Origin of the sequence: Rhodopseudomonas palustris, from assembly GCF_003591005.1 — a bacterium.
GTDB lineage: Bacteria > Pseudomonadota > Alphaproteobacteria > Rhizobiales > Xanthobacteraceae > Rhodopseudomonas > Rhodopseudomonas palustris_K.
On sequence record NZ_QYYD01000035.1, the window covers coordinates 19,760 to 43,218 of the forward strand.

The following is a 23,459-nucleotide window of genomic DNA, read 5'->3' on the forward strand; positions in this document are numbered from 1 at the left end:
GGAGCCGCGCTCAGCGGCTGCTGACAGCGGCGGGCTTCGGTCTGCCGCGGCTGATCTGCGTCACGGCCCTTGGTGCCGGCTTGCGCATCGCCCGCTTGCGCAGCGGCGGGCGTCGCAGCCGGGGCCTGGCCTGCCGCAGCACCACTGGATAATCGGGCTTGCGGCTCGGCAATGCCGGCAGGGCGCGGGGCGTGCGCTTGGCCTTCTCGAGCCGCGCCCGCATCGCCGGCGCTGAGCGCTTTGCGGCCGGCTTACGATCCTCATCCCGGCGCTGGTGCAGCGGCCGCCGCTTGCGAGGAGCGCGGAGCCGATGAATGATCAAGCGGGCCAGCGGGTCGGCGGCGCTGGGACGCCCGGCGGCCGCGACCGGAGGCGCGAGCGTCGGCGCCGGCTCGGCGGCGGGTGCAAGCACCGCCCGGCTGAACGAGGCGGAGATCGGCGCAGCCGCTCCGATCAGTGGCGGAGCCGGCTCGGCCGCGCGATGCGCATCGGGGATGCGGACCAGCCGCGGTTTTGGACCGAGATTGCCGCGCAGGATTTCCGAGACGTAGAACAGCGCGATCAGCAGCGCGGCGCCATAGACGATGTCCGGCCAGAACATCAGAGCGAGCGCCGTGATGGTTAGGGCCAGCGTGGCGGCCTTGATCAGCCGCTCGCCGTCTTCGAGCAGCGTCTCGATCCACAGCCAGTTGCCGCGCCGCCAGATCGGCGGCAGCAGCCGGATGCCGAGCATGTCGCGTGCCTGAGCGAACCCGAGGTTCCGCGCGGCCAACAGGTACCAGGCAATGCCGAAAGCCAACAGGAACGCCAGCAGGCCGCCCAAACCGGCCGCGCAGCCGACCACGATCACGAGTCCGACGGCAAGCGTCGCAAACCAATCCCTCATGTTCCCACTCCCTGCAAATTGCGGCGATGGTGCACGAGGTTTGGGTCGGCATCGTTGATCGGGATCAGCTGAGACCCCGGTTTGGCAGGATCGACTGGTAGTCCGCTGCCGATTTTGGGGCCGTGACTAACCGGCCGCCGCGATCCGTCGGCAATGTGCGAGCGCGGCCTCGATCAGGTTAACGCTAGCCTCAGGGGTGCGAAACGCCGAATGCGCCGAGAGGGTGACGTTGGGCAGCGTCGTGAACGGGTGGTCCGCCGGCAGCGGCTCGATGTCGAACACGTCGAGCGCTGCGTGGCGGAGATGGCCGGCGCGCAGCGCGTCGATCATCGCCGCCTCGTCGGTCAGTCCGGCGCGCGCGGTGTTGACCAGGATCGCGCCCTGCCGCATCGCCGCGATGCGCTCGCGCGACAGGAAACCGCGCGTGTCGTCGTCGAGCAGCAGATGCAGCGAGATAACATGACTGTCGCGCAGCAGCGTATCTATGTCGACAAACGTCACGCCGTCCGCGGTCTTCGGCGAGCGATTCCATGCCAGCACCTTCATGCCGGAGCCGTGCGCGATCCGCGCCACCTCGGCGCCGATGCCGCCGAAGCCGATCAGGCCGAGCGTCTTGCCGGTGAGTTGCATGCCGTCCTCGCGCAACCATTGCCCGGCGCGCATCTCGCGATCCATCAGCGCGAGGTTGCGCGCCGCCGCCCACATCAGCGCAATGGTGGCCTCGGCCACAGCGGTGTCGCCATAGCCGCGGATCAGATGCACGCTGATGCCGAGGCCAGCGAGCTCCTCGATGTTCATGTAGCTGCGCGCGCCGGTGCCGAGAAACACGACGTGTTTCAGTCCGGCGCATTGCTGCGCGATCGGGGTCGGCAAGTAAGTATGATCGACGATCGCGATCGCGGCACCGGCGAGCACGCCGGGCAGGTCTCCCGGCTTCACGTCCGGGTCGCGATGGATCACGATCGGCAGATCGCCGGGCCTCGCCTGTTGCTCCATGATCAGCGCCAGCGTGTCGCTGGCATCGACGAACACCGCGTGCATGGTGGTTCCCCCGTCTTGGCGCCTTGCTGATCGGTGGCGCGGTGAGGCCGCGCCACCGATGGCGATCGAATTCTCTTTAAAGACTCTTGTTACTTCGCGACGCCGGCGAGCGACAGCACGGTGTGCAGCAACACATTGGCTCCGGCGGCGCAATCGGCTTGCGTGGCGTCTTCGAGCTCGTTGTGGCTGATGCCATCCTTGCACGGCACGAAGATCATCGCGGCCGGAATCTTGGTGTTGAGGTTGCAGGCATCGTGGCCGGCTCCCGAGGTGATGCGGCGGCTGGCGTAGCCGAGCGTCTCGGCGGCCGTCGCGACCGCGCTGACCAGCGTCTTGTCGAAATGCGTCGGCTCCTTGCGCCACACCGCATCGAGCGTCACCTCGACCTTTCGCTTGGCGGCGATCTCGGCCGCCGCGGCGCGGATCCGGGTGTCGAGCTCAGCCAAGATCGCCGCGTCGGCGCTGCGGGCGTCGATGGTGAAGGCGATTTCGCCGGGGATGACGTTGCGCGACGGCGCCGCGATCACCGCTTCGCCAACGGTGCCGACCGCATTGCCGAGTTCGATCGCGATCCTTTCCACCGCCAGCACGATCTCCGATAGCGTCGCCAGCGCATCGCGCCGCAGGTTCATCGGCGTGGAGCCGGCATGGCTCTCGAAACCGATGATCTTGCCATCGTACCACAGCACGCCCTGGCCGTTTTCGACCACGCCGATCGTCTTGCCTTCTGCTTCGAGGATCGGTCCCTGTTCGATATGTAGTTCGATGAAGCCGCTGAACGGTTGCGCGCCGACCGGCTGCTCGCCCCGATAGCCGATGCTGTCGAGCGCTTCGGCGACGCTCACGCCCGCCGCGTCTTTGCGCTCGAGAATATCCTCGACCGTGAAGTCGCCGACGAATGCCGCCGATCCCATCATCGCCGGCGCATAGCGCGAGCCTTCCTCATTGGTCCAGTTGGTGACGCAGAGCGGCAGCTCGGTCTCGATGCCGGCGTCATTCAGTGTGCGGATGACTTCGAGCGCACCGAGCGTGCCGAGGATGCCGTCGAACTTGCCGCCGGTCGGCTGGGTGTCGAGGTGCGAGCCAAGCCCGATCGGCGGCTTCGACATGTCGCGGCCGTTGCGCAGCGCGAACATGTTGCCGAGCGCGTCGATGCGGACGTCGAGGCCCGCCTGCTCGCAGGCGCTGCGAAACCAGTCGCGCACCTGCTTGTCCTCCGGCCCGAGGGTGAGCCGCCTGACGCCGCCCTTCGGCGTCGCGCCGAATTGAGCCGTGGTGTGGATGGTGTCCCACAGGCGCGCGGAGTCGATCTGCAGGTTCGAGGCAGGCTTGGTCATGGTGGCTCCGGATATCGTGCAGCGCCGGGCGGCGCGGTGGTGGTCAGAGAGTTCAACGCGCCGCGACGCGCGTCAACCGATGGCCGGCTCGCGCGCCGGAAGATCTTCGCGGAGCTGCGCTGCATCCGACGGAGTTTCCGATGCAGCTTCTGGCATGAAGCCGCCGCTGTGGGCGATGTCGACGGCGAGCTCGGCGACGCGCTCGATCGCAACCGTGTCGGGGGAGGCGAGCCAACTCGCCGAAAAGCGCAACGGCGGAATTTTGAGGTTGGTGTGCAGCAGCTTGAGGCGTCCATCGGCGAGTTCGCTCTCGACGATGGCGGTCGGAATCACCGCGATTCCGAGGCCTTGGATCGCCATGTGCACCACGGTGCCGAGCGAGGCGGAGGCGTGCAGCCGGATCGGCGGCAGCTCCGGCTTGTTGAACAGCGAGCGCACGATCTCATAAGGCTGCGTCTTGCGCGGGAAAGTGATGACCGGAAATCTTGCGAGGTCCTCGACCGTCAGTTCGTCGTCGCCGAGCCCGAGCGAGGGGCTGGCCAGAAAGCCGATCGCGTAGTCGCACAACACCCGGCTGCGCACCGTCGACGCCGTCATCGGCCCGAGCAGGAAGGCGAGCTCGATCTCCTGCGCAAGCAGCCGCGCCCGCAGGTTCGGCGTGATATCGACTTCGATCTCGAGCGACAGATTAGGATACAGGCGGTTGACCCGCTCGATCAGCCGCGGCAGCCAGGTGTGCACGATGGTCTCCGCCACGCCCAGCCGCAGCACGCCGCGCATGCTGGACTGATCACTGACCACCGCAAGCATCTCGGTGCGCAAGCCAATCAGCTTTTCCGCGTAAAGCATCAGTTGACGCCCGCTTGGCGTCGGCGAAGCCAGGCGGTGGTCGCGTTGAAGCAGGCGGACGCCAAGTTCTCGTTCCAATTGCGCGATCCGCTGCGAGATTGCAGGCTGTGTGGTGTTCAGCTTTTGCGCGGCGCCGCGGAAGCTGCCGAGCGTCACGACCCAGAGGAACGTCTCAAGCGCCTTGAAGTCCACCATGGGGGTGAGCTCCTATTCGGATAAAGAAGTTTTATCGTTTCTGATCAGAAACAAAGATTAGACATTATACTAGGCTTGCGCTCCAGTACTGTCGAGAGACTAGGCAGGGCGAAAGAATGACTGTTTTTGCGGCAAGTGAGCAGTTCCAGGCCGATGGTTCGATGAGTCCATCCCAGCAGGCGAGGCTCGCTTATCGCGCTGGCCTTGCCGACTCTACCGCCGGCGTCGCGCCCGGCTACGTTCAGGGCAATCTGGCTATTCTCCCCGAGAAATACGCTGCTGCCTTTCATCGCTTCTGCCAGCTCAATCCCAAACCTTGCCCGATCATCGGCATGTCCGACGTCGGCAATCCGATGATCCCGTCGCTCGGCGTCGATCTCGACATCCGCACCGACGTGCCGGCCTACCGGGTCTGGCGCGACGGCGAGGTGATCGACGAGCCGGCGGACGTCATGGAGCATTGGCGCGACGATCTTGTCGCCTTCGTGATCGGCTGTTCGTTCTCCTTCGAGGAGGCGCTGCTGGCCGACGATATCCCGATCCGGCACATCGACGAGAAGGTCCGGGTGCCGATGTATCGCACCAACATTCCGTGCACGCCGGCCGGCCCGTTCGCCGGGCCGATGGTAGTGTCGATGCGGCCGCTGAAGCCGAAGGACGCGATCCGCGCCGTGCAGATTACCTCGCGCTTTCCATCGGTGCACGGCGCGCCGGTGCATATCGGTTTGCCGCAGTCGATCGGCATCGCCGACATCGCCAAGCCGGACTATGGCGATGCGGTAAGCATCGCGCCGGACGAATTGCCGGTGTTCTGGGCGTGCGGGGTCACTCCGCAGGCGGTCATCGCGGCTGCGAAAGTGCCGTTTGCAATTACACATGCCCCCGGATTGATGCTTGTCACCGACTTGAAGAACAAGCACCTTGCGGTGCTGTGAGGCCAACCGAACCTTCGATCCCAAAAACCTCGATCCTTGACCGACAGCGCTGGTAACAAAGGAATATGACATGAAGATCGATCGCCGTAATCTCCTGCTGGGCGGCGCCGCCACCGCAGCCGTGCTGCCGTTCGCCACCGCCGCTCGCGCCCAGGCCAAGGAAGTCGTGATCGGCGTGATTTATCCGCTGTCCGGCGCCAGCGCGCAGATCGGCGTCGATGCCCAGAAGGCGTTCCAGACCGCGGCCGAACTGATCAACAACAAATACGACTACGACCTGCCGCTGGCGCGCGGTGAAGGCCTGCCCGGACTCGGCGGTGCCAAGATCCGCCTGGTATTTGCCGACCATCAGGCCGATCCGCAGAAGGGACGCGCCGAGGCCGAGCGCCTGATCACTCAGGAAAAGGTCTGCGCCATTGTCGGTACCTATCAGAGCGCCGTCGCCGTCACGGTCAGTCAGATCTGCGAGCGCTATCAGGTTCCGTTCCTGTCAGCCGACAACTCGTCGCCCAGCCTGCATCGCCGTGGCCTGAAGTATTATTTCCGCGCCGCGCCGCACGACGAGATGTTCTCGCAGGCGATGTTCGACTTCTTCGATGCGCTGAAGAAGAAGGGCCAGAAGATCGAGACGCTGGCGTTGTTCCACGAAGACACCATCTTCGGCACCGACTCGGCCAACGCCCAGCTCAAGCTGGCGCAGGAGCGCGGCTACAAGGTCGCCGCCGACATCAAGTATCGCGCCAACTCGCCGTCGCTGACCGCCGAAGTGCAGCAGCTCAAGGCCGCCAACGCCGACGTGCTGATGCCGTCGAGCTACACCACCGACGGCATTCTGCTGATCCGTACCATGGGCGAACTCGGCTACAAGGCCAAGAACATCGTCGCGCAGGACGCAGGCTTCTCCGAAAAGGCGCTGTACGACGCGGTCGGCGACAAGATTCCGGGCGTGATCTCGCGCGGTTCGTTCTCGATCGACCTCGCGCAGAAGCGGCCGATGGTTGGCAAGATCAACGACATGTACAAGGAGAAGTCCGGCAAGGATTTCAACGACTACTCGTCGCGGCAGTTCATGGGTCTGATCGTGATGGCCGATGCCATCAACCGCGCCAAGTCGACCGATGGCGAAAAGATCCGCGAGGCGCTGGTCGCTACCGACATGCCGGGGGAGCAGACCATCATGCCGTGGGCCCGCGTCAAGTTCGACGACATGGGCCAGAACACCTTCGCCGACCCGGTGCTGCTGCAATATGTCGACGGCAAGTTTGTCACCATCTTCCCCGAGCAGGCCAAGGTTGCCGAGGCGATCTGGCCGATGCCGTAGCCGAGCTCGCGAGATGGACGGGGACGCTTCGGCGTCGCCGTCATTGCGAGGAGCGTAGCGACGAAGCAATCCAGCGCTCCGCCATCGTCATGGATTGCTTCGCTTCGCTCGCAATGACGGAGAGAGGGCTTTGACCACCGCCACGATTATCCAGTCCCTGGCCAGCGGCCTGCTGATGGGACTCCTTTACGGGCTGGTCGCGGTCGGCCTGGCTCTGATCTTCGGCCTGATGGACGTCACCAACTTCGCCCACGGCGAATTCCTGATGTTGGCGATGTACATCACCTTCTTCCTGTTCGCGTTCTTCGCGATCGACCCATTGTTGTCGATGCCGCTGGTCGCGGCGGCGATGTTCCTGTTCGGAGCACTCGCTTATTTGTTTGTGGTCAGGTTTGCGATGCGGGCCAAAGCCAATATCGGCATGGTGCAGATCTTCACCACCTTCGGTCTCGCCATCCTGATGCGCGGCCTGGCGCAGTACTTCTTCACCCCGGACTATCGCAGCATCAACGTCTCCTGGCTCGGCGGCAAGACGATCGAGATCGGCGGGGTGTTCCTGCCGGTGCCGCAACTGGTCGGCGCTTTGGTGTCGCTCGCCGCGTTCGGCGCGCTGTACTTCTTCATGAAGAAGACCGACTTCGGCCGTGCGCTCGAGGCGACCCGTGAGGACGCCGGCGCGGTGGCGCTGGTCGGCATCGACAAGAACAAGGTGTTCGCGCTCGGCTGGGGCCTCGGCTCGGCGCTGATCGGGCTCGCCGGCGCCGTCATGGCGATGTTCTTCTACATCTATCCCGATGTCGGCGCCTCGTTCGCGCTGATCGCCTACGTCACGGTGGCGCTCGGCGGTTTCGGCAGCGTGTTCGGCGCCTTTGCGGGCGGCATCATCGTCGGCCTGGTCGAGGCGACCACCGCAATGATCCTGCCGCCGTCGCTGAAGTCGATCGGCATCTATGCCGTGTATCTGCTGGTTGTCTTCATTCGGCCGCGTGGCCTGTTCGGATCGATCTGATGGACCAGGCTCACCTCAACCGCCGCCGCCGCGACCTCATCGTCGCCGCCGTGCTCGCCGCCGCAGCCGCCTGCGCGCCGCTGTTCGTCAAGGACGTCTACGTCCAGAACATCATGGTGCTGACCCTGATGTACGCGGCGCTGTCGCAGGCCTGGAATATTCTCGGCGGCTATTGCGGCCAGATCTCGCTTGGCCACGCGCTGTATTTCGGGCTCGGCGCCTATACGACGGCGCTGCTGTTCACCAAGTTCGGCGTGCTGCCGTGGTTTGGCATGCTCGGCGGCGGGGTGATCTCGGCGGCGATCGCGCTGGCGCTCGGCTATCCGACGTTCCGGCTGCGCGGCCATTACTTCGTGATCGCCACCATCGTGATCGCCGAGATCGGCTTCCTGCTGTTCCACAATTGGGACTGGGCCGGCGCGGCGCTCGGCATCGACATTCCGGTGCGCGGCGACAGCTGGGCCAAGTTCCAGTTCACCCGCAGCAAGCTGCCTTACTACTACTTCGCCTTGGTGTTCTGCTGCGTGGTCTGGCTGATCACCTGGTCGCTGGAAAATTCCAAATGGGGCTACTGGTGGCGCGCCGTGAAGGACAATCCCGAAGCGGCCGAAAGCCTCGGCGTGGTGGTGTTCAACTCCAAGATGGGCGCCGCCGCGGTGTCCGCCTTCCTCACCGCGATCGGCGGCGCGTTCTATGCGATGTTCGTGTCCTACATCGATCCTGAGAGCGTGATGACCTTCCAGTTCTCGCTGCTGATGGCGTTGCCGGCCGTGCTCGGCGGCATCGGCACGCTGTGGGGGCCGGTGCTCGGCGCGGCGATCCTGATCCCGCTCACCGAAGTGACGCGGTCGTTCATCGGCGGCTCCGGCCGCGGCGTCGACCTCATCCTCTACGGCGCGGTGATCGTGGTGATCGCCTTGGCGCGGCCCGAAGGCCTGATCGGCCTGTTCTCGCGCCGCCCGGCTTCGAAGGGAGTGCCGCAATGACGACGCCCTTGCTGGAGACCCGCGGCGTCTGGCAGCGCTTCGGCGGTCTGGTCGCCAATTCCGACGTCTCGATCTCGGTCGGCCGCGGCGAGATCGTCGGCCTGATCGGGCCCAATGGCGCCGGCAAGTCGACGCTGTTCAACCTGATTGCCGGGGTGCTGCCGCCCACTCAAGGCTCGATCATCTTCGACGGCGCAGACGTCACCAGGCTGCCGGCGACGGCGCGTTGCGCCCGCGGCATCGGCCGCACCTTTCAGGTGGTGAAGAGTTTCGAGTCGATGACGGTGATCGACAATGTCATCGTCGGCGCGCTGATCCGCACCACGGTGATGCGCGAGGCGCGCCGCAAGGCGCACGAGGTGCTGAAATTCTGCGGCCTTGACGCGCGCGCCGACGTGCTCGCCAATCAGCTGATCCCGTCCGAGAAGCGCCGGCTCGAGGTCGCGCGGGCGCTGGCGACCGAGCCGAAGCTGCTGCTGCTCGACGAGGTGCTGACAGGTTTGACGCCGACCGAAGCGCAGACCGGCGTCGAACTCGTCCGCCGCGTCCGCGACACCGGCGTCACCGTGCTGATGGTGGAACACGTCATGGAAATCGTCATGCCGCTGGTCGACCGCGCCATCGTGCTCGACCTCGGCAAGGTGCTGACCGAGGGCAAGCCTGCGGACGTGGTGCGCGATCCGAAGGTCATCACTGCTTATCTAGGGGATCGTCATGCTGTCGGTGCGTGAGGTCACCACCGCCTACAAGGGGCTCGTGGCCATCTCTCAGGTCTCGATCGAGGTCGAGAAGGGCGAGATCGTGTGCGTCGCCGGTGCCAACGGCGCCGGCAAGTCGACACTGATCAAAACCATCGCCGGCGCCGAGCGGCCACGCTCCGGCTCGGTCGCGTTTGACGGCGAGACCATCACCAACACGGCGCAACATCTGATCACGGCGCGTGGCATCGCGTACGTGCCGGAGAACCGGCGGCTGTTCCCGCGGCTGTCGGTGCACGACAATTTGCGGCTCGGCAGCTACATGTTTCGCGGCAAGGCCGACCGCGAGCAGCCGCTGGAGTTTGTCTTCAGCCTGTTCCCGCGGCTGAAGGAGCGCCTCGAGCAGCGCGCTGAGACGCTGTCCGGCGGCGAGCAGCAGATGCTGGCGATCGGCCGCGCGCTGATGACCCGGCCGCGCCTCCTGATGCTCGACGAGCCGTCGCAGGGCATCATGCCCAAGCTGGTCAGCGAGATCTTCCAGTCGGTGAAGAAGATCCGTGACGCTGGCATGACGGTGCTGATCGTCGAACAGCGCATGGCCGAGTGCCTCGAAATCGCCGACCGCGCCTACATCCTGCAGACCGGCCGCGTGCTGATGCAGGGCAAGTCCGCCGAGCTGATGGACAACCCGGACGTCCGTAAAGCGTATTTGGGGTTGTGACGGCCGGTTCTCACGTGGGCGGGCTCGTGCTAAGCTTTCGGCATGAGCGTCGAGGATATCGAAAAGGCGGTCGAGCAGCTCCCCGAAGACCAATTGGCGCGGTTTCGCGCTTGGTTCGCGGCGTTTGACGCTACGCGTTTCGACGAGCGGATCGCCGGAGACTCAGCGGCAGGAAATTTGGACGATCTCGCCGCTGAGGCCGTCGCCGAGTATCGGCGCGGCGGCTCACGCGAGCTGTGAGGCATCTCGCCAGCTCGAAGTTCTGGACCGCCTACAGGGCGTTGCCGCCTGCCATTCGCGATCTCGCCGACAAGAACTTCGCGCTGTTGAAAGCCGACCCGCATCACCCTTCGCCGCATTTGAAGAAGGTGGGGGGCCTGTTCTCAGCCAGAATAGGCCTCGGCTATCGGGCTCTCGCGGTACCGGTCGAAGATGGTCTGTTGTGGTTCTGGATCGGCTCTCATGCCGATTACGACGCAATGCTGCGCTAGGCGAGGGTGGCTGCGCAGATCCGCACGGGTTGTTATGGTCACGTGCAATTCAGGATTTCGCGCATGCCGCGCTTCGCCGCCAATCTCTCGTTTCTGTTCACCGAGCTGCCGTTTCTCGACCGGTTCGAGGCCGCAGCTGCGGCTGGGTTTCGGGCGGTCGAGTTTCTGTTTCCCTACGACTATGCGCCGGGCGACATCGCCGAGCGGCTGCAGCGTCATGATCTGACGTTGGCGCTGTTCAACCTGCCGCCGGGCGACTGGACCGCCGGCGAGCGTGGCTTTGCGGCGCGGCCCGACAAGTTCGACGAGCTGCAGCAGAGCCTGCACACCGCGCTGCCGTACGCGCTGGCGTCCGGCGCCAAGCGGGTGCATCTGCTGGCTGGAATAGCCGACAGCCGTGACGGCCCCGCTGCTTTGGCGTTCCGCCGCTCGCTGGCGGTGGCGGCGCATTTCTTCGCGCCGCACGGCATCGAGGTGATGATCGAGCCGCTCAATGCGCGCGATGTGCCGGGCTATTTCCTGAACGATTTCGGCGTCGCCCGCGACCTGATCCGCGAGCTCGGCATCCCCAACCTCAAGCTGCAGTTCGATATCTATCACTGCCAGATCCTGCACGGCGACGTCGTGATGCGGCTGCGCGAGATGATCCCGATCATCGGCCACATCCAGATCGCCAGTGTGCCCTCGCGCCAGGAGCCGGACAGCGAGGAGCTGAATGCACTATTCTTGTTCGCGGAACTCGACCGACTGGATTACGCAGGCTTCGTCGGCGCGGAGTATCGGCCGCGGGCAGCCACCACTGATGGGCTCGGCTGGTTCGCGGGGTACAGGGCTGGAACTTCAACAGGCGGGTGAGGCCGTTAGTGCTGCACTGCATTCAATCTGTCGTGACCCACGGCCTGTGGTGACGGAAATGCCCGCGAAATGGGCGTGATGCCTCATTCTCCGGTGGCAGTGCCGCTTGGCGAAAAGCCCGCGCTCCAGTAAATCTACGTAATGGCCAGCCGGGTAGGCGGCCTTCACCAAAAAGAACCGGGACGACCCGACGGATGATATCGCTGGTCCGCATCGCATTGAGCCGGCCTTACACCTTCGTGGTGCTCGCGCTGCTCCTGCTGATCGTCGGCCCGCTCGCCGCGATGCGCACGCCGACCGATATCTTCCCGGAGATCCGCATTCCGGTGATCGGGGTGGTCTGGCAATACACCGGCCTGCCGCCGGATCAGATGGCCGGCCGCGTCACCACGCCGTTCCAGCGCGCGTTGACCACGACGGTCAACGACATCGAGCATATCGTCGCCAACTCGTATAACGGGTTCGGCATCATCAAGATCTTCTTCCAGCCCAACGTCGATATCCGCACCGCCAATGCGCAGGTCACGGCGATCTCGCAGACGCTGCTCAAGCAGATGCCGGCGGGGGCGACGCCGCCGCTGATCCTCAACTATTCGGCCTCGACGGTTCCGATCATCCAGCTTGCGCTGTCCGGCGACGGCATGACCGAGCAGAGCCTCGCCGACCTCGCCATCAATCAGCTGCGCACGCCGCTGGTCACCGTTCCGGGCGCCGCGATTCCGTGGCCGTTCGGCGGCAAGCAGCGCCAGATCCAGATCGACCTCAACCCCAGCGCCCTGCAGGCCCGCGGGCTGTCCGGTCAGGACGTCGCCAACGCGTTGGCGGCGCAGAACCTGATCACGCCGGTCGGCACCCAGAAGATCGGCGAGTTCGAATACGTCATCCAGCTCAACAACTCGCCGCTGAAGATCGAGGACCTCGGCAATCTGCCGATCAAGGCGGTGAACGGCGCGATGGTGTACATCCGCGACGTCGCCTCGGTGCGCGACGGCAATCCGCCGCAGACCAACATCGTCCACGTCGACGGCAACCGCTCGGTGCTGATGATGGTGCTGAAGGCCGGCGCGGTGTCGACGCTCGACATCATCGATGGCATCAAGCGCAAGATTACCGAGGTCAAGGACGCGATGCCGGACTCGCTGAAGATCGCCCTGATCGGCGATCAGTCGGTGTTCGTCCGGGGCGCGATCGCAGGCGTGGCGGTCGAGGGCGTCATCGCCGCGCTGCTGACCAGCGTGATGATCCTGCTGTTCCTCGGCAGCTGGCGCTCGACCATCATTATCGCGGTGTCGATCCCGCTGTCGGTGCTGGGCGCGATCATTTGTCTGTCAGCGATCGGCGAGACGCTGAACATCATGACGCTGGGCGGGCTCGCGCTCGCCGTCGGCATCTTGGTCGACGACGCTACGGTGACGATCGAGAACATCAACTGGCATCTCGAGCAGGGCAAGGACGTCGAGACTTCGATCCTCGACGGCGCCCATCAGATCGTCACGCCGGCCTTCGTGTCGCTGCTGTGCATCTGCATCGTGTTCGTGCCGATGTTCTTCCTGCAGGGCGTCGCGCGCTTCCTGTTCGTGCCGATGGCCGAGGCGGTGATGTTCGCGATGCTGTGGTCGTTCATCCTGTCGCGCACGCTGGTGCCGACGATGGCGAAATATCTGCTGAAGCCGCACGTCCATCACGGCAGCCTCGATGGCAAGCAGCGCTCGCGCAATCCGCTGGTCCGCTTCCAGCAAGGCTTCGAAGGCCTGTTCGCGCGGTTCCGCCACGGCTATGGCGACCTGCTGACGCTGGCGATGGGACACCGCAAGCTGTTCGTCGCCGGCTTCCTCGCGGTGGTCGCGGTGTCGTTCACGCTGGTGCCATTTCTCGGCCGCAACTTCTTCCCGTCGGTCGACGCCGGCCAGATCCTGATGCACGTCCGCACCCAGGTCGGCACCCGCGTCGAGGAGACAGCCAATCAACTCGCCGAGGTGCAGAAGGCGATCCGCACCGTCATTCCGCCGGACCAGATCGAGACCATGACCGACAATATCGGCATGCCGATCTCGGGCATCAATCTGACCTACAACAACACGGGCGTGATCGGCACCCAGGACGGCGACATCCAGATCAAGCTGAAAGGCGAGCACAAGCCGACCGAGGAATACGTCAAGCAATTGCGCGAGCAGCTGCCGCGGCAATTCCCCGGCATGACCTTCGCGTTTCTGCCGGCCGACATCGTCAGCCAGATCCTCAATTTCGGCGCGCCGGCGCCGATCGACCTGCAGGTGCGCGGCGCCAATCTGGCGGCGAACTTCGAATATGCCGGCAAGCTGCTCGCCAGGGTCAAGCGCATCCCCGGCGTTGCCGACGCGCGGCTGCAGCAGTCGCCGAACAATCCGACCTTCAACATCGACGTCGACCGCACCCGCGCGCAATATGTCGGGCTGACCACCCGCGACGTCACCAACAGCCTGGTGGTCAACCTCGCCGGCTCGTCGCAGGTGGCGCCGACCTACTATCTCAACCCCGATAACGGCGTGTCGTATTCGATCGTGATGCAGACGCCGCAATATCAGATCGACTCGCTGGGCAAGCTCGAGACGATCCCGATTTCGGCGACCGGCACCGCCGGCGCCAGCGCGCCGATCCTCGGCGGCATCGCCGATATCACGCGCTCGGCCGGCAACGCGGTGATCTCGCAATACGACATCCAGTCGATGGTGCAGATCTTCGCCACCACGCAGGGCCGCGATCTCGGCGCGGTGGCGGCCGACATCCGCAAGGTGATCGACGAGACCAAGGCCGAGGTGCCGAAGGGCTCGTCGGTGGTGCTGCTCGGCCAGGTCGAGACCATGAACAGCGCGTTCTCGGGCCTGCTGTTCGGCTTGCTCGGCGCGATCGTGCTGATCTATCTGTTGATCGTCGTCAACTTCCAGTCCTGGGCCGATCCGTTCGTGATCATCACCGCGCTGCCGGCCGCGCTCGCCGGCATCGTCTGGATGCTGTTCGCCACCGGTACGACGATGTCCGTGCCGGCGCTGACCGGCGCGATCATGTGTATGGGCGTCGCCACCGCCAACAGCGTGCTGGTGATCTCGTTCGCGCGCGAGCGCTACGCGGCGCTCGGTGATCCGGTCCAGGCCGCGCTGGAATCCGGCTTCGTGCGTTTTCGCCCGGTGCTGATGACCGCGCTGGCGATGATCATCGGCATGGCGCCGATGGCGCTCGGGCTCGGCGAGGGCGGCGAGCAGAACGCGCCGCTCGGCCGCGCCGTCATCGGAGGTCTGCTATGCGCGACCTTCGCCACCCTGATGTTCGTGCCCGTCGTGTTCAGCATGGTCCACAAGAAACAACAGCCGGCGCAGGACGCCGCACCGGCGCCGGAGATGTCGCATGTCCACTGAAGCGCCGCCGCCGCAAAAGTCCCGCCGTGGGCTCGGCATCGCCGGCCTGCTGCTCGCCTGCGGCGCCGTCGCGGTGGTCGTCACCGGCATCAGCGCCCGGCAGAAGAGCAATGCCGAACTCACCACCTGGACCAACGAGCAGGCGATCCCCAGCGTCGCGGTGGCCAAGCCGGACGGCAAGGCGCGCGCCAACTCGCTGGATCTGCCAGGCCGGCTCGAGGCGTATTCGCGCGCGCCGATCTACGCGCGCGTCTCCGGCTATGTGAAGAGCTGGAGCGCCGACATCGGCGCCAAGGTCAAAGCCGGGCAGGTGATCGCCGAAGTCGAGGCGCCGGATCTCGATCAGCAATTGCTGCAGGCGCGCGCCGATCTCCTCAGCCAGCAGGCCAGCGCGCGGTTGTCGGAAGCGACGCTCAATCGGCGCAAGACGCTGGTGGCTTCGAACTTCGTCTCGGCGCAGGAAATCGACGAGCGCACCGCGGATCTGTCGAACAAGAAAGCCGCGGTGAAATCCGGCGAGGCCAATGTCGAGCGGCTCGAGGCGCTGGCCGGCTACAAGAAGATCACCGTGCCGTTCGACGGCGTCGTCACCGAGCGCAACACCGACGTCGGCGCGCTGGTCAGCGCCGGCTCCAACGCCGGTCCGGCGATGTTCATCGTGTCGGACATCGCCCGGCTGCGCGTCTACGTCAATGTGCCGCAGACCTACGTGCCGATGATCCGGATCGGCGCCAAAGCGGTGATCACGCTGCCGGAATATCCGAACCGGACATTCCCGGCGACGGTCGAAGCGTCATCGCAGGCGATCGACGCCAGCACGGGCACCACCCGGATGCAGCTCGTGCTCGACAATCCCAAGGGCGAGCTGATGCCGGGCGGCTACGCCAATGTGAAGCTCAGCCTGACCAGCGATCAGGTGTCGCTGTACATCCCGGCCAGCGCGCTGATGTTCAACCGCGCCGGGCTGCGCGTCGCCACCGTCGGTCCCGACGATCGCGTGCAACTGAAAGACGTCAAGATCGCGCGCGACCTCGGCCGCGAAATCGAACTCGCCTCAGGCCTCGCCCCCGACGACCGCATCATCATCGCGCCGCCCGACGGCCTCTCCAGCGGCGACAAAGTCCGCGTCGTCGGCAACGACGGCGCATCGGGCAAGCCGACCGCGTCCGAGAAGCAGGACGTGAAGGGGTAGGTCGCCGTCATTGCGAGCCAACGGGTCGGCGCAAAGCGCCGCCCGATGACAGGCTCCGCGAAGCAATCCAGAAGCGCCGTGCAAGGAGCTGGATTGCTTCGCTTCGCTCGCAATGACGGTGTCCGGTTTGGCCGTGTTCCGCGGAACTCCCGCTGGACTAGGCGGCAAGTTCATCCTCGAACTAACACCGATCCCAGCGCGCCCCCTCTCCCGCTTGCGGGAGAGGGTTGGGGTGAGGGTGCCGCGCACAATGCGCCAACCATTACGCACCCGGCTTCTCAACTGATAAACGCGTCTTGCCAGAGTTTCTGAAGCCCGATGCTATCCGCGTCGGCGATCAGCATGCGCCCATCTCTAATCGCCCGCCCGCCACTCCGGCACGCCATCGGCGCCGCCCGATACTACGCCACGCGCGCCGACCGGGCTGCGATCCAAGTCAGCCAGCACCGCCAGCGTCGCCCGATCCTGCGCCGGCACGCGTGCCAGCGTGCGGGCACCCTCCGGGGTGCGTAGCACCACGACGCCGTGCTCGACTTCGCCGCGGCCGGTGTAGATCACCGTCGAGCTCTCGATCGCCGCATCGCCGGTCACGTCGGTGATGAACGGCGGCACCTCGCCATAAGCGGCGTCGGCCTTGGCCTGAACGCTGACGTGCTCGTCCAGCGACGCATCAAGTACCTCGCGCGAGATCACCAGCGCATGATGCTTGGTGACGAAGCCGCCTTGCCCGTACAGCAGGCCGAGCTTGCCGCCATCTCGCAGCTTGCGCACCATCGCGCAGGCGGCGTGGGTCATGTAGGTGTTGAGCGGCGCGCCGAAGAACGTGAGCCCGCCGGTCACTGTCGGCTGCACGTCGTCGCCGAGCCCGAGCGTGCGCCGCGCCATCTTCGGCACCACCGGGAAGCAGGAATACAGCTCGATCGCATCGAAGGCGCGGCCGTCGCCGCCGACCATCGCCAAGATGGTCTCCAGCACGGCATTCTGCGCGTGGCTCTGCGTGAACTGATCGCGCGCCAGGAAATCGCGCGGCTCCTCGGCGGAAGCGCCGCCATGGATGTAGATCAGCTTGTCCTCGGCAATGCCGGCCTCGCGCGCCTTGGCCAGCGAGGTCAGCAGCACGGCGCCGCCGAAATTCACGCTCGGATTGGCGACCATCAGCTTGGTGTAGGGCCAGGCGATCAGCCGGTTGTCGGCCGACGGCTTGGTGATCTCGTCCGGCGCATAGCCGCGCTTGATCCAGGCGTTCGGATTGGCGGCGGCGGCCTCCGCGTAGCGCGACCAAAGCACGCCGGATTCGGCGAGCGCCTGGCGCGGCGTCTGTCCCCAATGCGCCGCGGTCGCGGCTTCGTACAGCGGATACACGGTGATCGGCCGCGCCACGCCGAGCTGCGTCGCCAGCGGCTTCTGAAACGCCGCGCCGCGCTTCGGCTCCGGCGCATCGCTGGCGAACGGCGTCCATGGCAGCTCGAGCTTGGCGCGCGCCGCCTTGGTGGCGGTCGACTGCGCCTCGGCACCGCACACCACCGCGACGTGGGCTTCGCCGCGCGCGATGCGCAGCGCCGCCTCGTGGATGAAGCGGATCGGGCTCTCGCCGCCGACCGGGCCGTAGTAGCAATGCCGCGGCGTCACGCCGAGCCGCTTGGCGAGCTGCTGCTCCGGCTCGTGATAGCGCCAGCTCAGGAAGTTGACGATGTCGAGCGAGTCGATCTGGCCGACCAGACTCTCCGCGCTGTCGTCGCCGGCGCGCCGCACGGCGGCCTCCAGCAGAGCCAGCGGCTCCAGCCCCTGCACGATATCCTTCGGGTGATCGGCAATCTCGCCGACGCCGGCGATGACGGGAATGCGGTCGGGCGGAAGCGCGGCTGTCATGATCCTGCGGTCTCGTTTCTTGTTGTCGTTGCTCGCTTCATCCTTACCCGGCTCGCGGAGGTTTGTCGCGGCCGTCAACCGCTCCGGCGCCTGAGCTTCCGCCGCGCAGAATATCACGCTCTTGCGCTTTGCTGTGACCAGGGAAATGCTGTGTCCAACGAACAAAAGATCGGGAGTGGAACATGACTGCCAGCGAGGCTCGATCAAGCAACGTCCCGCACCAGCAGTATGACGTCATCGTTGTCGGCGCCGGCTTCGCCGGGATGTACTTGCTGCACAGATTGCGCGGGCAGGGCTATAAGGTGCGCGTGTTCGAGCAGGGATCGGGCGTCGGCGGCACGTGGTACTGGAATCGCTATCCGGGCGCGCGCTGCGACGTCGAGAGCATGCAGTACTCCTATTCGTTCTCCGACGAATTGCAGCAGCAATGGGACTGGAGCGAACGCTACGCGCCGCAACCCGAAATCCTCGCTTATGCCAACCACGTCGCCGACCGTTTCGATCTGCGCCGCGACATTCAGTTCGATACGCGGGTCGAGGCGGCGGTGTTCGACGAGCGGGCGCAGCGCTGGACGGTGACGACATCCGATGGCGCTGTGTCGTCGGCGCAGTTCGTGGTCCTTGCCACCGGATGCCTGTCCAACGCGCGGATGCCGGACATCGCCGGCGCCGCCGACTTCAAGGGCGCGATCTATCACACCGCGCATTGGCCGCACCAAGCTGTGGATTTCACCGGCCAGCGCGTCGGCGTCATCGGCACCGGCTCGTCGGCGATCCAGTCGATCCCGCTGATCGCCGAGCAGGCGGCACGGCTCACCGTGTTTCAGCGCACCGCGAATTTTTCGGTGCCGGCCCGCAACGCGCCGCTCACCGCCGAGGAGCGGCAATGGTTTCGTGACAACTACCCGGAATTTCGCCGCAAGGCGCGCGAGGAGATGCGCAACGGCATCTTCACCGAGCCGCCCGTCAAGGGCGCCTTCGACGATCCCGACGAGGTGCGCCTGCGAAATTACGAAGGCCGATGGACGCGCGGCGGCCTGACTTTCATGGCCGCCTACAACAATCTGGGGCTTGAGAAGGCGGCGAACGACACCGCCGCCGACTTCATCCGCAGCAAGATCGCCGAGATCGTCAAGGATCCGGAGGTCGCCCGCAAGCTGCAGCCGAGCGATCATCCGGTCGGCTCGAAGCGGATCTGCGTCGATACCGACTACTATGCAACGTTCAACCGCGACAATGTCGAGCTCGTCGATCTTCGCGCCGACCCGATTGATCGGATCACGGCGGATGGACTCCGCGCCGGTGGCCGCGACTATCCGCTCGATGCGATCGTATTCGCCACTGGCTTCGACGCAATGACCGGCTCGGTGGCGAAGATCGCCATCAAGGGCCGCGCCGGCCGCGCGCTCAACGACAAATGGGCCGAAGGGCCGCGCACTTATCTCGGGCTGATGACCGCAGGCTTTCCCAATCTGTTCATCATCACTGGCCCGGGCAGCCCGTCGGTGCTGAGCAACATGATCTTGTCGATCGAGCAGCACGTCGACTGGATCGCCGATTGCCTCGTGGCGATGCGGCAGCGTGGCGCGCTGTGCATCGAAGCCAGCAAGCGCGCGGAAGACGACTGGGTTGCCCATGTCAACGAGGTCGCGGCCGGCACGCTCTATCCGCAGGCGAATTCCTGGTACATGGGCGCCAACGTGCCCGGCAAGCCGCGCGTGTTCATGCCCTATATCGGCGGCGTCGGCGTCTATCGCCAGATCTGCAACGAGGTTGCGGCGAAGGGCTACGAGGGGTTTGTGATGAGTGGCGGCTCCACCGCCGAGCGGCATGCTGCGACGTCCGAACGCGCCGCTGCAAGCTAAACACTCCGCTTTCGCAGAGCCTCGCAACACGTCATGCCCGGCTCGTCCCGGGCATCCACGCCTTGCAACCTGCGCCGCCACAAAGGCGTGGATGGCCGGGACAAGCCCGGCCATGACGGACGCGTGGGGGCGTGCCTAACCAGTTTCAATCGACAGCTTCGACGACGCGGCTGTCGTCGTTCGGCAGCCTCAGAACGCCGTGTAGCCGCCGTCGATCACGAAGGTGTCGGCGGTGTGATACGACGACGCCTTGCTCATCAGGTACACGGCGATGCCGCCGAAATCTTCCGGCTCGCCGAACCGGCGCATCGGGATGCGCGGCATGACGTTGGCGACGAATTTGTCGTTGCCCATGATGCCGGCGGTCATGTCGCTCTTGATCCAGCCCGGCAGGATCGCGTTGGCGGTGATGTTGTGGCGCGCCAGCTCGACCGCGAGCGCGCGCACCAGCGCGTTGATCGCCGCCTTGGTGGCCGCATAGTGCTCGTTGCGCGCGGTGCCGAAGATCGAGGCGAGGCTCGAGGTCGCGACCAGCCGGCCGAACGCATCGCCATTGGCGGCGCGCTCGGTCATGTGCCGTGCGGCGGCCTGGAAGGCGTGGAAGACGCCGTCGAGATTGGTGGCGAACATCGTGCGCCACTGCTCTTCGGTGCGCTCGATGAAGCTCTGCCGTCCGCCGCCGCCGATGCCGGCATTGGCGAAGCAGCCGTCGACGCGGCCGAAAGCTTTCAGCGTCGCATCCATCGCGGCTTTCACCGAGGCCGGATCAGTGACGTCGCAGACCTGCGCCTCGGCCTTGCCGGGCAAGCTGGAGAGGCTCGCGACCGCGGCCTTGTTTTTGTCGGCGTTGCGGCCCCAGATCGAGACGTTGCAGCCGGCGGCGGCGAGCGCCTGCGCCATGCCGAGACCGATGCCGCCATTGCCCCCGGTCACAACTGCGACGCGGCCGCTCAGATCGAAAATGCTCATACAGCGTTTCCATTTTTGTTGTTGGGCGCTAAACCGTGCCCCACGGCTGCGCGCTGTGATCGTCGTCCGACCATGGACAAGCGCGCCGCAAAAATCAAATATGGCCTCGACAACGAGACCCTTCCACACCGCGGAATAACGCGGACACAGCGAGGAAACGATGCAGTTCAAACACGTCACGCTCGATTTCGACGGGCCGGTCGCCGTCCTGAAGCTCGACCATCAGGAAGTGATGAATGCGGTGTCGATCGACATGCTCGGCGGGCTCGGCGAAGCGCTCGATGCGATCGAGGACAAGCGCGCCGAAGTACGTTGCCTGGTGATCACCGGCGCGGGCCGCGCGTTCTGCACCGGCGCCAATCTGCAGGGCCGCAATTCCGGCAACAACATGAGCCAGAGCGGCAAGGGCGCCGGCGCCGCGCTCGAGACCGCCTTCCATCCGTTCCTGCGCCGGCTGCGCAAGCTGCATTGCCCGATCGTCACCTCGGTCAACGGCCCCGCCGCGGGCGCCGGCATGAGCTTCGCGCTGATGGGCGACATGATTTTGTGCGCCAAGTCGTCCTACTTCCTGCAGGCGTTCCGCCGCATCGGCCTGGTGCCGGATTGCGGCTCGACCTGGCTGCTGCCGCGGCTGATCGGCAAGGCGCGCTCGGTGGAATTGTCGCTGCTCGGCGAGAAGCTGCCGGCCGAGAAGGCGCTGGAATGGGGCCTGGTCAATCGCGTCTATGACGATGCCGAACTGTGGGGCGAGACGATCAAGCTGGCGCAGGAGCTTGCCAATGGTCCGACCATCGCGTTGTCGCTGATCCGCAAGCTGTATTGGGACTCGCCGGAGAACTCGTTCGAAGAGCAACTCAACCTCGAATTCGAATCGCAGCGCATCGCCGGCTCGACCGACGACTTCAAGGAAGGCGTCGGCGCGTTCCTCGAAAAGCGCCCGGCGCAGTTCAAGGGCAAGTAACCGCGCATGGCCGCGCCCGCGATTGCGGACGCGCTCGCGCACAGCGTCAAACGCTGGTGCGCGGGCGCGACGGGAATCCGCGCCGCCGCGCAGCTGTCCGGCGGCGCCAGCCAGGAGACCTGGTCTTTCGTGATCGAGCGGCCGGACGGCGACATCGCCGCCATCCTGCGCCGCTCGCCGCCGGGCTATGGCAGCGTGTCGGGCCGCGCCGCGGGGCTGGATGCAGAAGCCGAGTTGATGCGGCTGGCCTATGACGCCGGCGTGCCGTCGCCGCGCGTGCTGCATGTGCTGAGCGACGACGATCAGCTCGGCGCCGGCTTCATCATGCAGAAGGTCGAGGGCGAAACCATTCCGCGCAAGATCTTGCGCGACGCTGAGTTCGCTGACGCCCGGCCAAAACTGGCGCGGCAGATCGGCACCATTCTGGCGGGCCTGCACGGCATCGATCGTGCCGCGCTGCCGGCGCTGCGGACGATCAGTTCGACCGAAGAAATCGGTCTGCTCCGCGACGATTATCGCGCGATGCAGTGGCCGCGCCCGGTGTTCGAGCTGGCGCTGCGCTGGCTTGCCGATCACGACCCCGGCGCGTCGAAAAACATCACGCTGGTGCACGGCGACTTCCGCCACGGCAACCTAATCATCGGCCCGGAAGGCGTGCGCGCCGTGCTCGATTGGGAGCTGGCGCATCTCGGCGACCCAATGGAGGATCTCGGCTGGGTCTGCGTTAATTCATGGCGGTTCGGCGAGATCGACAAGCCGGTCGGCGGCCTCGGCTCGCGCGAGGAGATGTTTGCGGGCTATCAGGAGGCGGGCGGCACCGTCGATCCTGATCGCGTCAAGTTCTGGGAAGTGATGGGCACGCTGCGCTGGGGCATCATGTGCTGCGGCATGATGCAGCGCTTCCGCCTGGGCCCGGATCATTCGATGGAGCGCGCCATGATCGGCCGCCGCTCGTCCGAAACCGAAATCGATCTGCTGCGGCTGCTGGCACCGCGCGGCTAGTCATCGAGCGAGGCTGAGATGCAGGACGAACCGAGGCCCGACGAACTGATCAAGGCGGTCGCCGATTTCCTGCGCGACCACATCGCGCCGCAAATCACCGGCCACGCCGCGTTTAAACTCCGCGTTGGCATCAACGCGCTTGATCTGGTGACGCGGCAGTTGACGCTGGCCGGTCATAGCGATGCCGATGAGCTGGCGCGCCTGAAGGAGCTGCTCGGCGCCGACGGCTCGCTGCGTGAGCTCAACACCATCTTGTCTGAGCGCATCGCGTCCGGTGCCATGGACCTGTCGACGCCTGGGCTGCGGGATCATCTGTGGCAGACCACGCTGGCGAAGCTCGCGGTCGACCAGCCAAACTACGCGAGTTATCGGCGGGAATTGGGGCAGAAGTAGTTAATCGGCCGAGCTTCCACAGGCACTCCGTCGCCGTGTCCGACACATTATCGTTTGTCATTCCGGGGCGCGCGAAGCGCGAACCCGGAATCCATATGTGGACGGCCCCCAAGCCACAAGGGATTTTGAGTCTGATCGGATCGCTTGCATCCATATGTGCGGCCTGTTTGTGCGGCCGCGATGGACCGCTGGCCAAGATGGCTTCCGCGACGCGAGCTCCAAACACCCTACCGACCTTTGTGTGCCGATGGATTCCACGGATTGTCTCGCCTCTCGGTTTCGATCGATCGTTCCATCTGTCTCCCGTTGCAGCTCCGGCTCGAGCGTCGGACGATCGCCGCCCGACGCTCGATCTCTCAGGCGGCGCGCGGCGATGCGACCTGCATCCGCGCCCCGTCGTAAGTCTGTCCAGTAGTCATCATCTTCCAGGCGATCCTGGCGATCTTGTTGGCGAGCGCCACCGCCGCCAGCTTGATCGGCTTGCGCGCCAGC

21 protein-coding genes and 1 pseudogene are annotated in these 23,459 nt (G+C 65.5%); 15 read left to right on the forward strand and 7 right to left on the reverse strand.

Going from position 1 to position 23,459, the window contains the following annotated elements:
* Positions 1 to 10: 10 nt before the first annotated feature.
* The 4 genes from D4Q52_RS23710 to D4Q52_RS23725 form a co-directional block, all read right to left on the reverse strand.
* A complete protein-coding gene (locus D4Q52_RS23710; protein ID WP_119859043.1) occupies positions 11 to 886 on the reverse strand; it encodes a hypothetical protein in 876 nt (291 codons plus the stop codon).
* Positions 887 to 1,012: 126 nt separating this feature from the next.
* Positions 1,013 to 1,927 (reverse strand): NAD(P)-dependent oxidoreductase, encoded by a 915-nt coding sequence (locus tag D4Q52_RS23715; protein ID WP_119859044.1) that lies wholly within the window; start codon positions 1,925 to 1,927, stop codon positions 1,013 to 1,015.
* Positions 1,928 to 2,016: 89 nt separating this feature from the next.
* The gene (locus D4Q52_RS23720; protein WP_119859045.1) at positions 2,017 to 3,264 is read right to left on the reverse strand and encodes a Zn-dependent hydrolase; all 1,248 of its coding nucleotides are present in this window, start codon (positions 3,262 to 3,264) and stop codon (positions 2,017 to 2,019) included.
* Positions 3,265 to 3,336: 72 nt separating this feature from the next.
* On the reverse strand, positions 3,337 to 4,308 hold the full coding sequence (locus tag D4Q52_RS23725) for a LysR family transcriptional regulator (protein ID WP_119859046.1): 972 nt from the start codon (positions 4,306 to 4,308) through the stop codon (positions 3,337 to 3,339).
* 116 nt (positions 4,309 to 4,424) lie between these two features.
* Here D4Q52_RS23725 and D4Q52_RS23730 point away from each other — a divergent pair, with 116 nt between their 5' ends.
* The 11 genes from D4Q52_RS23730 to D4Q52_RS23780 all read left to right on the forward strand — a co-directional run bounded on the left by D4Q52_RS23730 (position 4,425) and on the right by D4Q52_RS23780 (position 15,908).
* Entirely contained in the window at positions 4,425 to 5,243 is an 819-nt protein-coding gene (locus D4Q52_RS23730; protein ID WP_119859047.1) for a putative hydro-lyase, read from the forward strand.
* Positions 5,244 to 5,313: 70 nt separating this feature from the next.
* Positions 5,314 to 6,564 carry an ABC transporter substrate-binding protein gene (locus tag D4Q52_RS23735; protein ID WP_119859048.1) on the forward strand — a complete coding sequence of 417 codons (1,251 nt, stop codon included), beginning with the start codon at positions 5,314 to 5,316 and terminating at the stop codon, positions 6,562 to 6,564.
* A 130-nt stretch (positions 6,565 to 6,694) separates the two neighbouring features.
* Positions 6,695 to 7,573 (forward strand): branched-chain amino acid ABC transporter permease, encoded by an 879-nt coding sequence (locus D4Q52_RS23740; protein WP_119859049.1) that lies wholly within the window; start codon positions 6,695 to 6,697, stop codon positions 7,571 to 7,573.
* Positions 7,573 to 8,559, forward strand: coding sequence for a branched-chain amino acid ABC transporter permease (locus D4Q52_RS23745; RefSeq protein WP_119859050.1), 987 nt, complete (start codon positions 7,573 to 7,575; stop codon positions 8,557 to 8,559). The genes D4Q52_RS23740 and D4Q52_RS23745 overlap by 1 nt, the downstream gene beginning before the upstream one ends.
* The gene (locus D4Q52_RS23750; RefSeq protein ID WP_119859051.1) at positions 8,556 to 9,290 is read left to right on the forward strand and encodes an ABC transporter ATP-binding protein; all 735 of its coding nucleotides are present in this window, start codon (positions 8,556 to 8,558) and stop codon (positions 9,288 to 9,290) included. The genes D4Q52_RS23745 and D4Q52_RS23750 overlap by 4 nt, the downstream gene beginning before the upstream one ends.
* Complete coding sequence (locus D4Q52_RS23755; protein WP_119859052.1) at positions 9,274 to 9,978, forward strand: ABC transporter ATP-binding protein; 705 nt, start codon at positions 9,274 to 9,276, stop codon at positions 9,976 to 9,978. Before D4Q52_RS23750 ends, D4Q52_RS23755 begins: the two co-directional genes overlap by 17 nt.
* 42 nt (positions 9,979 to 10,020) lie before the next feature.
* Positions 10,021 to 10,218, forward strand: a complete 198-nt coding sequence (locus D4Q52_RS23760; protein WP_119859053.1) for a hypothetical protein — start codon at positions 10,021 to 10,023, stop codon at positions 10,216 to 10,218.
* The gene (locus D4Q52_RS23765) at positions 10,215 to 10,469 is read left to right on the forward strand and encodes a type II toxin-antitoxin system RelE family toxin (RefSeq protein WP_119859054.1); all 255 of its coding nucleotides are present in this window, start codon (positions 10,215 to 10,217) and stop codon (positions 10,467 to 10,469) included. Before D4Q52_RS23760 ends, D4Q52_RS23765 begins: the two co-directional genes overlap by 4 nt.
* A 63-nt stretch (positions 10,470 to 10,532) precedes the next feature.
* Positions 10,533 to 11,324: a 2-oxo-tetronate isomerase gene (gene otnI, locus D4Q52_RS23770; RefSeq protein WP_119859055.1), complete on the forward strand. Its 792-nt coding sequence runs from the start codon at positions 10,533 to 10,535 to the stop codon at positions 11,322 to 11,324.
* Positions 11,325 to 11,518: 194 nt separating this feature from the next.
* Positions 11,519 to 14,716, forward strand: coding sequence for an efflux RND transporter permease subunit (locus D4Q52_RS23775; RefSeq protein WP_119859056.1), 3,198 nt, complete (start codon positions 11,519 to 11,521; stop codon positions 14,714 to 14,716).
* Positions 14,706 to 15,908 (forward strand): efflux RND transporter periplasmic adaptor subunit, encoded by a 1,203-nt coding sequence (locus D4Q52_RS23780; protein WP_119859057.1) that lies wholly within the window; start codon positions 14,706 to 14,708, stop codon positions 15,906 to 15,908. Before D4Q52_RS23775 ends, D4Q52_RS23780 begins: the two co-directional genes overlap by 11 nt.
* Positions 15,909 to 16,262: 354 nt before the next feature.
* Here D4Q52_RS23780 and D4Q52_RS23785 read toward each other — a convergent pair whose 3' ends face one another.
* On the reverse strand, positions 16,263 to 17,777 hold the full coding sequence (locus D4Q52_RS23785) for an acetyl-CoA acetyltransferase (RefSeq protein ID WP_119859058.1): 1,515 nt from the start codon (positions 17,775 to 17,777) through the stop codon (positions 16,263 to 16,265).
* Positions 17,778 to 17,959: 182 nt separating this feature from the next.
* On the opposite strand from D4Q52_RS23785, the gene D4Q52_RS23790 reads away from it, so the two are divergent.
* On the forward strand, positions 17,960 to 19,642 hold the full coding sequence (locus D4Q52_RS23790; RefSeq protein WP_119859059.1) for a flavin-containing monooxygenase: 1,683 nt from the start codon (positions 17,960 to 17,962) through the stop codon (positions 19,640 to 19,642).
* 189 nt (positions 19,643 to 19,831) lie between these two features.
* Here the strand turns inward: D4Q52_RS23790 and D4Q52_RS23795 are convergent, their stop codons facing one another.
* Entirely contained in the window at positions 19,832 to 20,611 is a 780-nt protein-coding gene (locus tag D4Q52_RS23795; protein WP_119859060.1) for an SDR family NAD(P)-dependent oxidoreductase, read from the reverse strand.
* A 160-nt stretch (positions 20,612 to 20,771) separates the two neighbouring features.
* On the opposite strand from D4Q52_RS23795, the gene D4Q52_RS23800 reads away from it, so the two are divergent.
* The 3 genes from D4Q52_RS23800 to D4Q52_RS23810 are packed head-to-tail and all read left to right on the forward strand — an operon-like array spanning position 20,772 to position 22,967.
* The gene (locus D4Q52_RS23800) at positions 20,772 to 21,572 is read left to right on the forward strand and encodes an enoyl-CoA hydratase/isomerase (protein ID WP_119859061.1); all 801 of its coding nucleotides are present in this window, start codon (positions 20,772 to 20,774) and stop codon (positions 21,570 to 21,572) included.
* 6 nt (positions 21,573 to 21,578) lie between these two features.
* Positions 21,579 to 22,574, forward strand: coding sequence for a phosphotransferase family protein (locus D4Q52_RS23805; RefSeq protein ID WP_119859062.1), 996 nt, complete (start codon positions 21,579 to 21,581; stop codon positions 22,572 to 22,574).
* Positions 22,575 to 22,592: 18 nt separating this feature from the next.
* Positions 22,593 to 22,967, forward strand: coding sequence for a DUF6285 domain-containing protein (locus tag D4Q52_RS23810; protein WP_119859063.1), 375 nt, complete (start codon positions 22,593 to 22,595; stop codon positions 22,965 to 22,967).
* Between the two features lie 356 nt (positions 22,968 to 23,323).
* Here D4Q52_RS23810 and D4Q52_RS23815 read toward each other — a convergent pair.
* Positions 23,324 to 23,459: pseudogene (locus tag D4Q52_RS23815) on the reverse strand (IS110 family transposase); the annotation flags it as partial.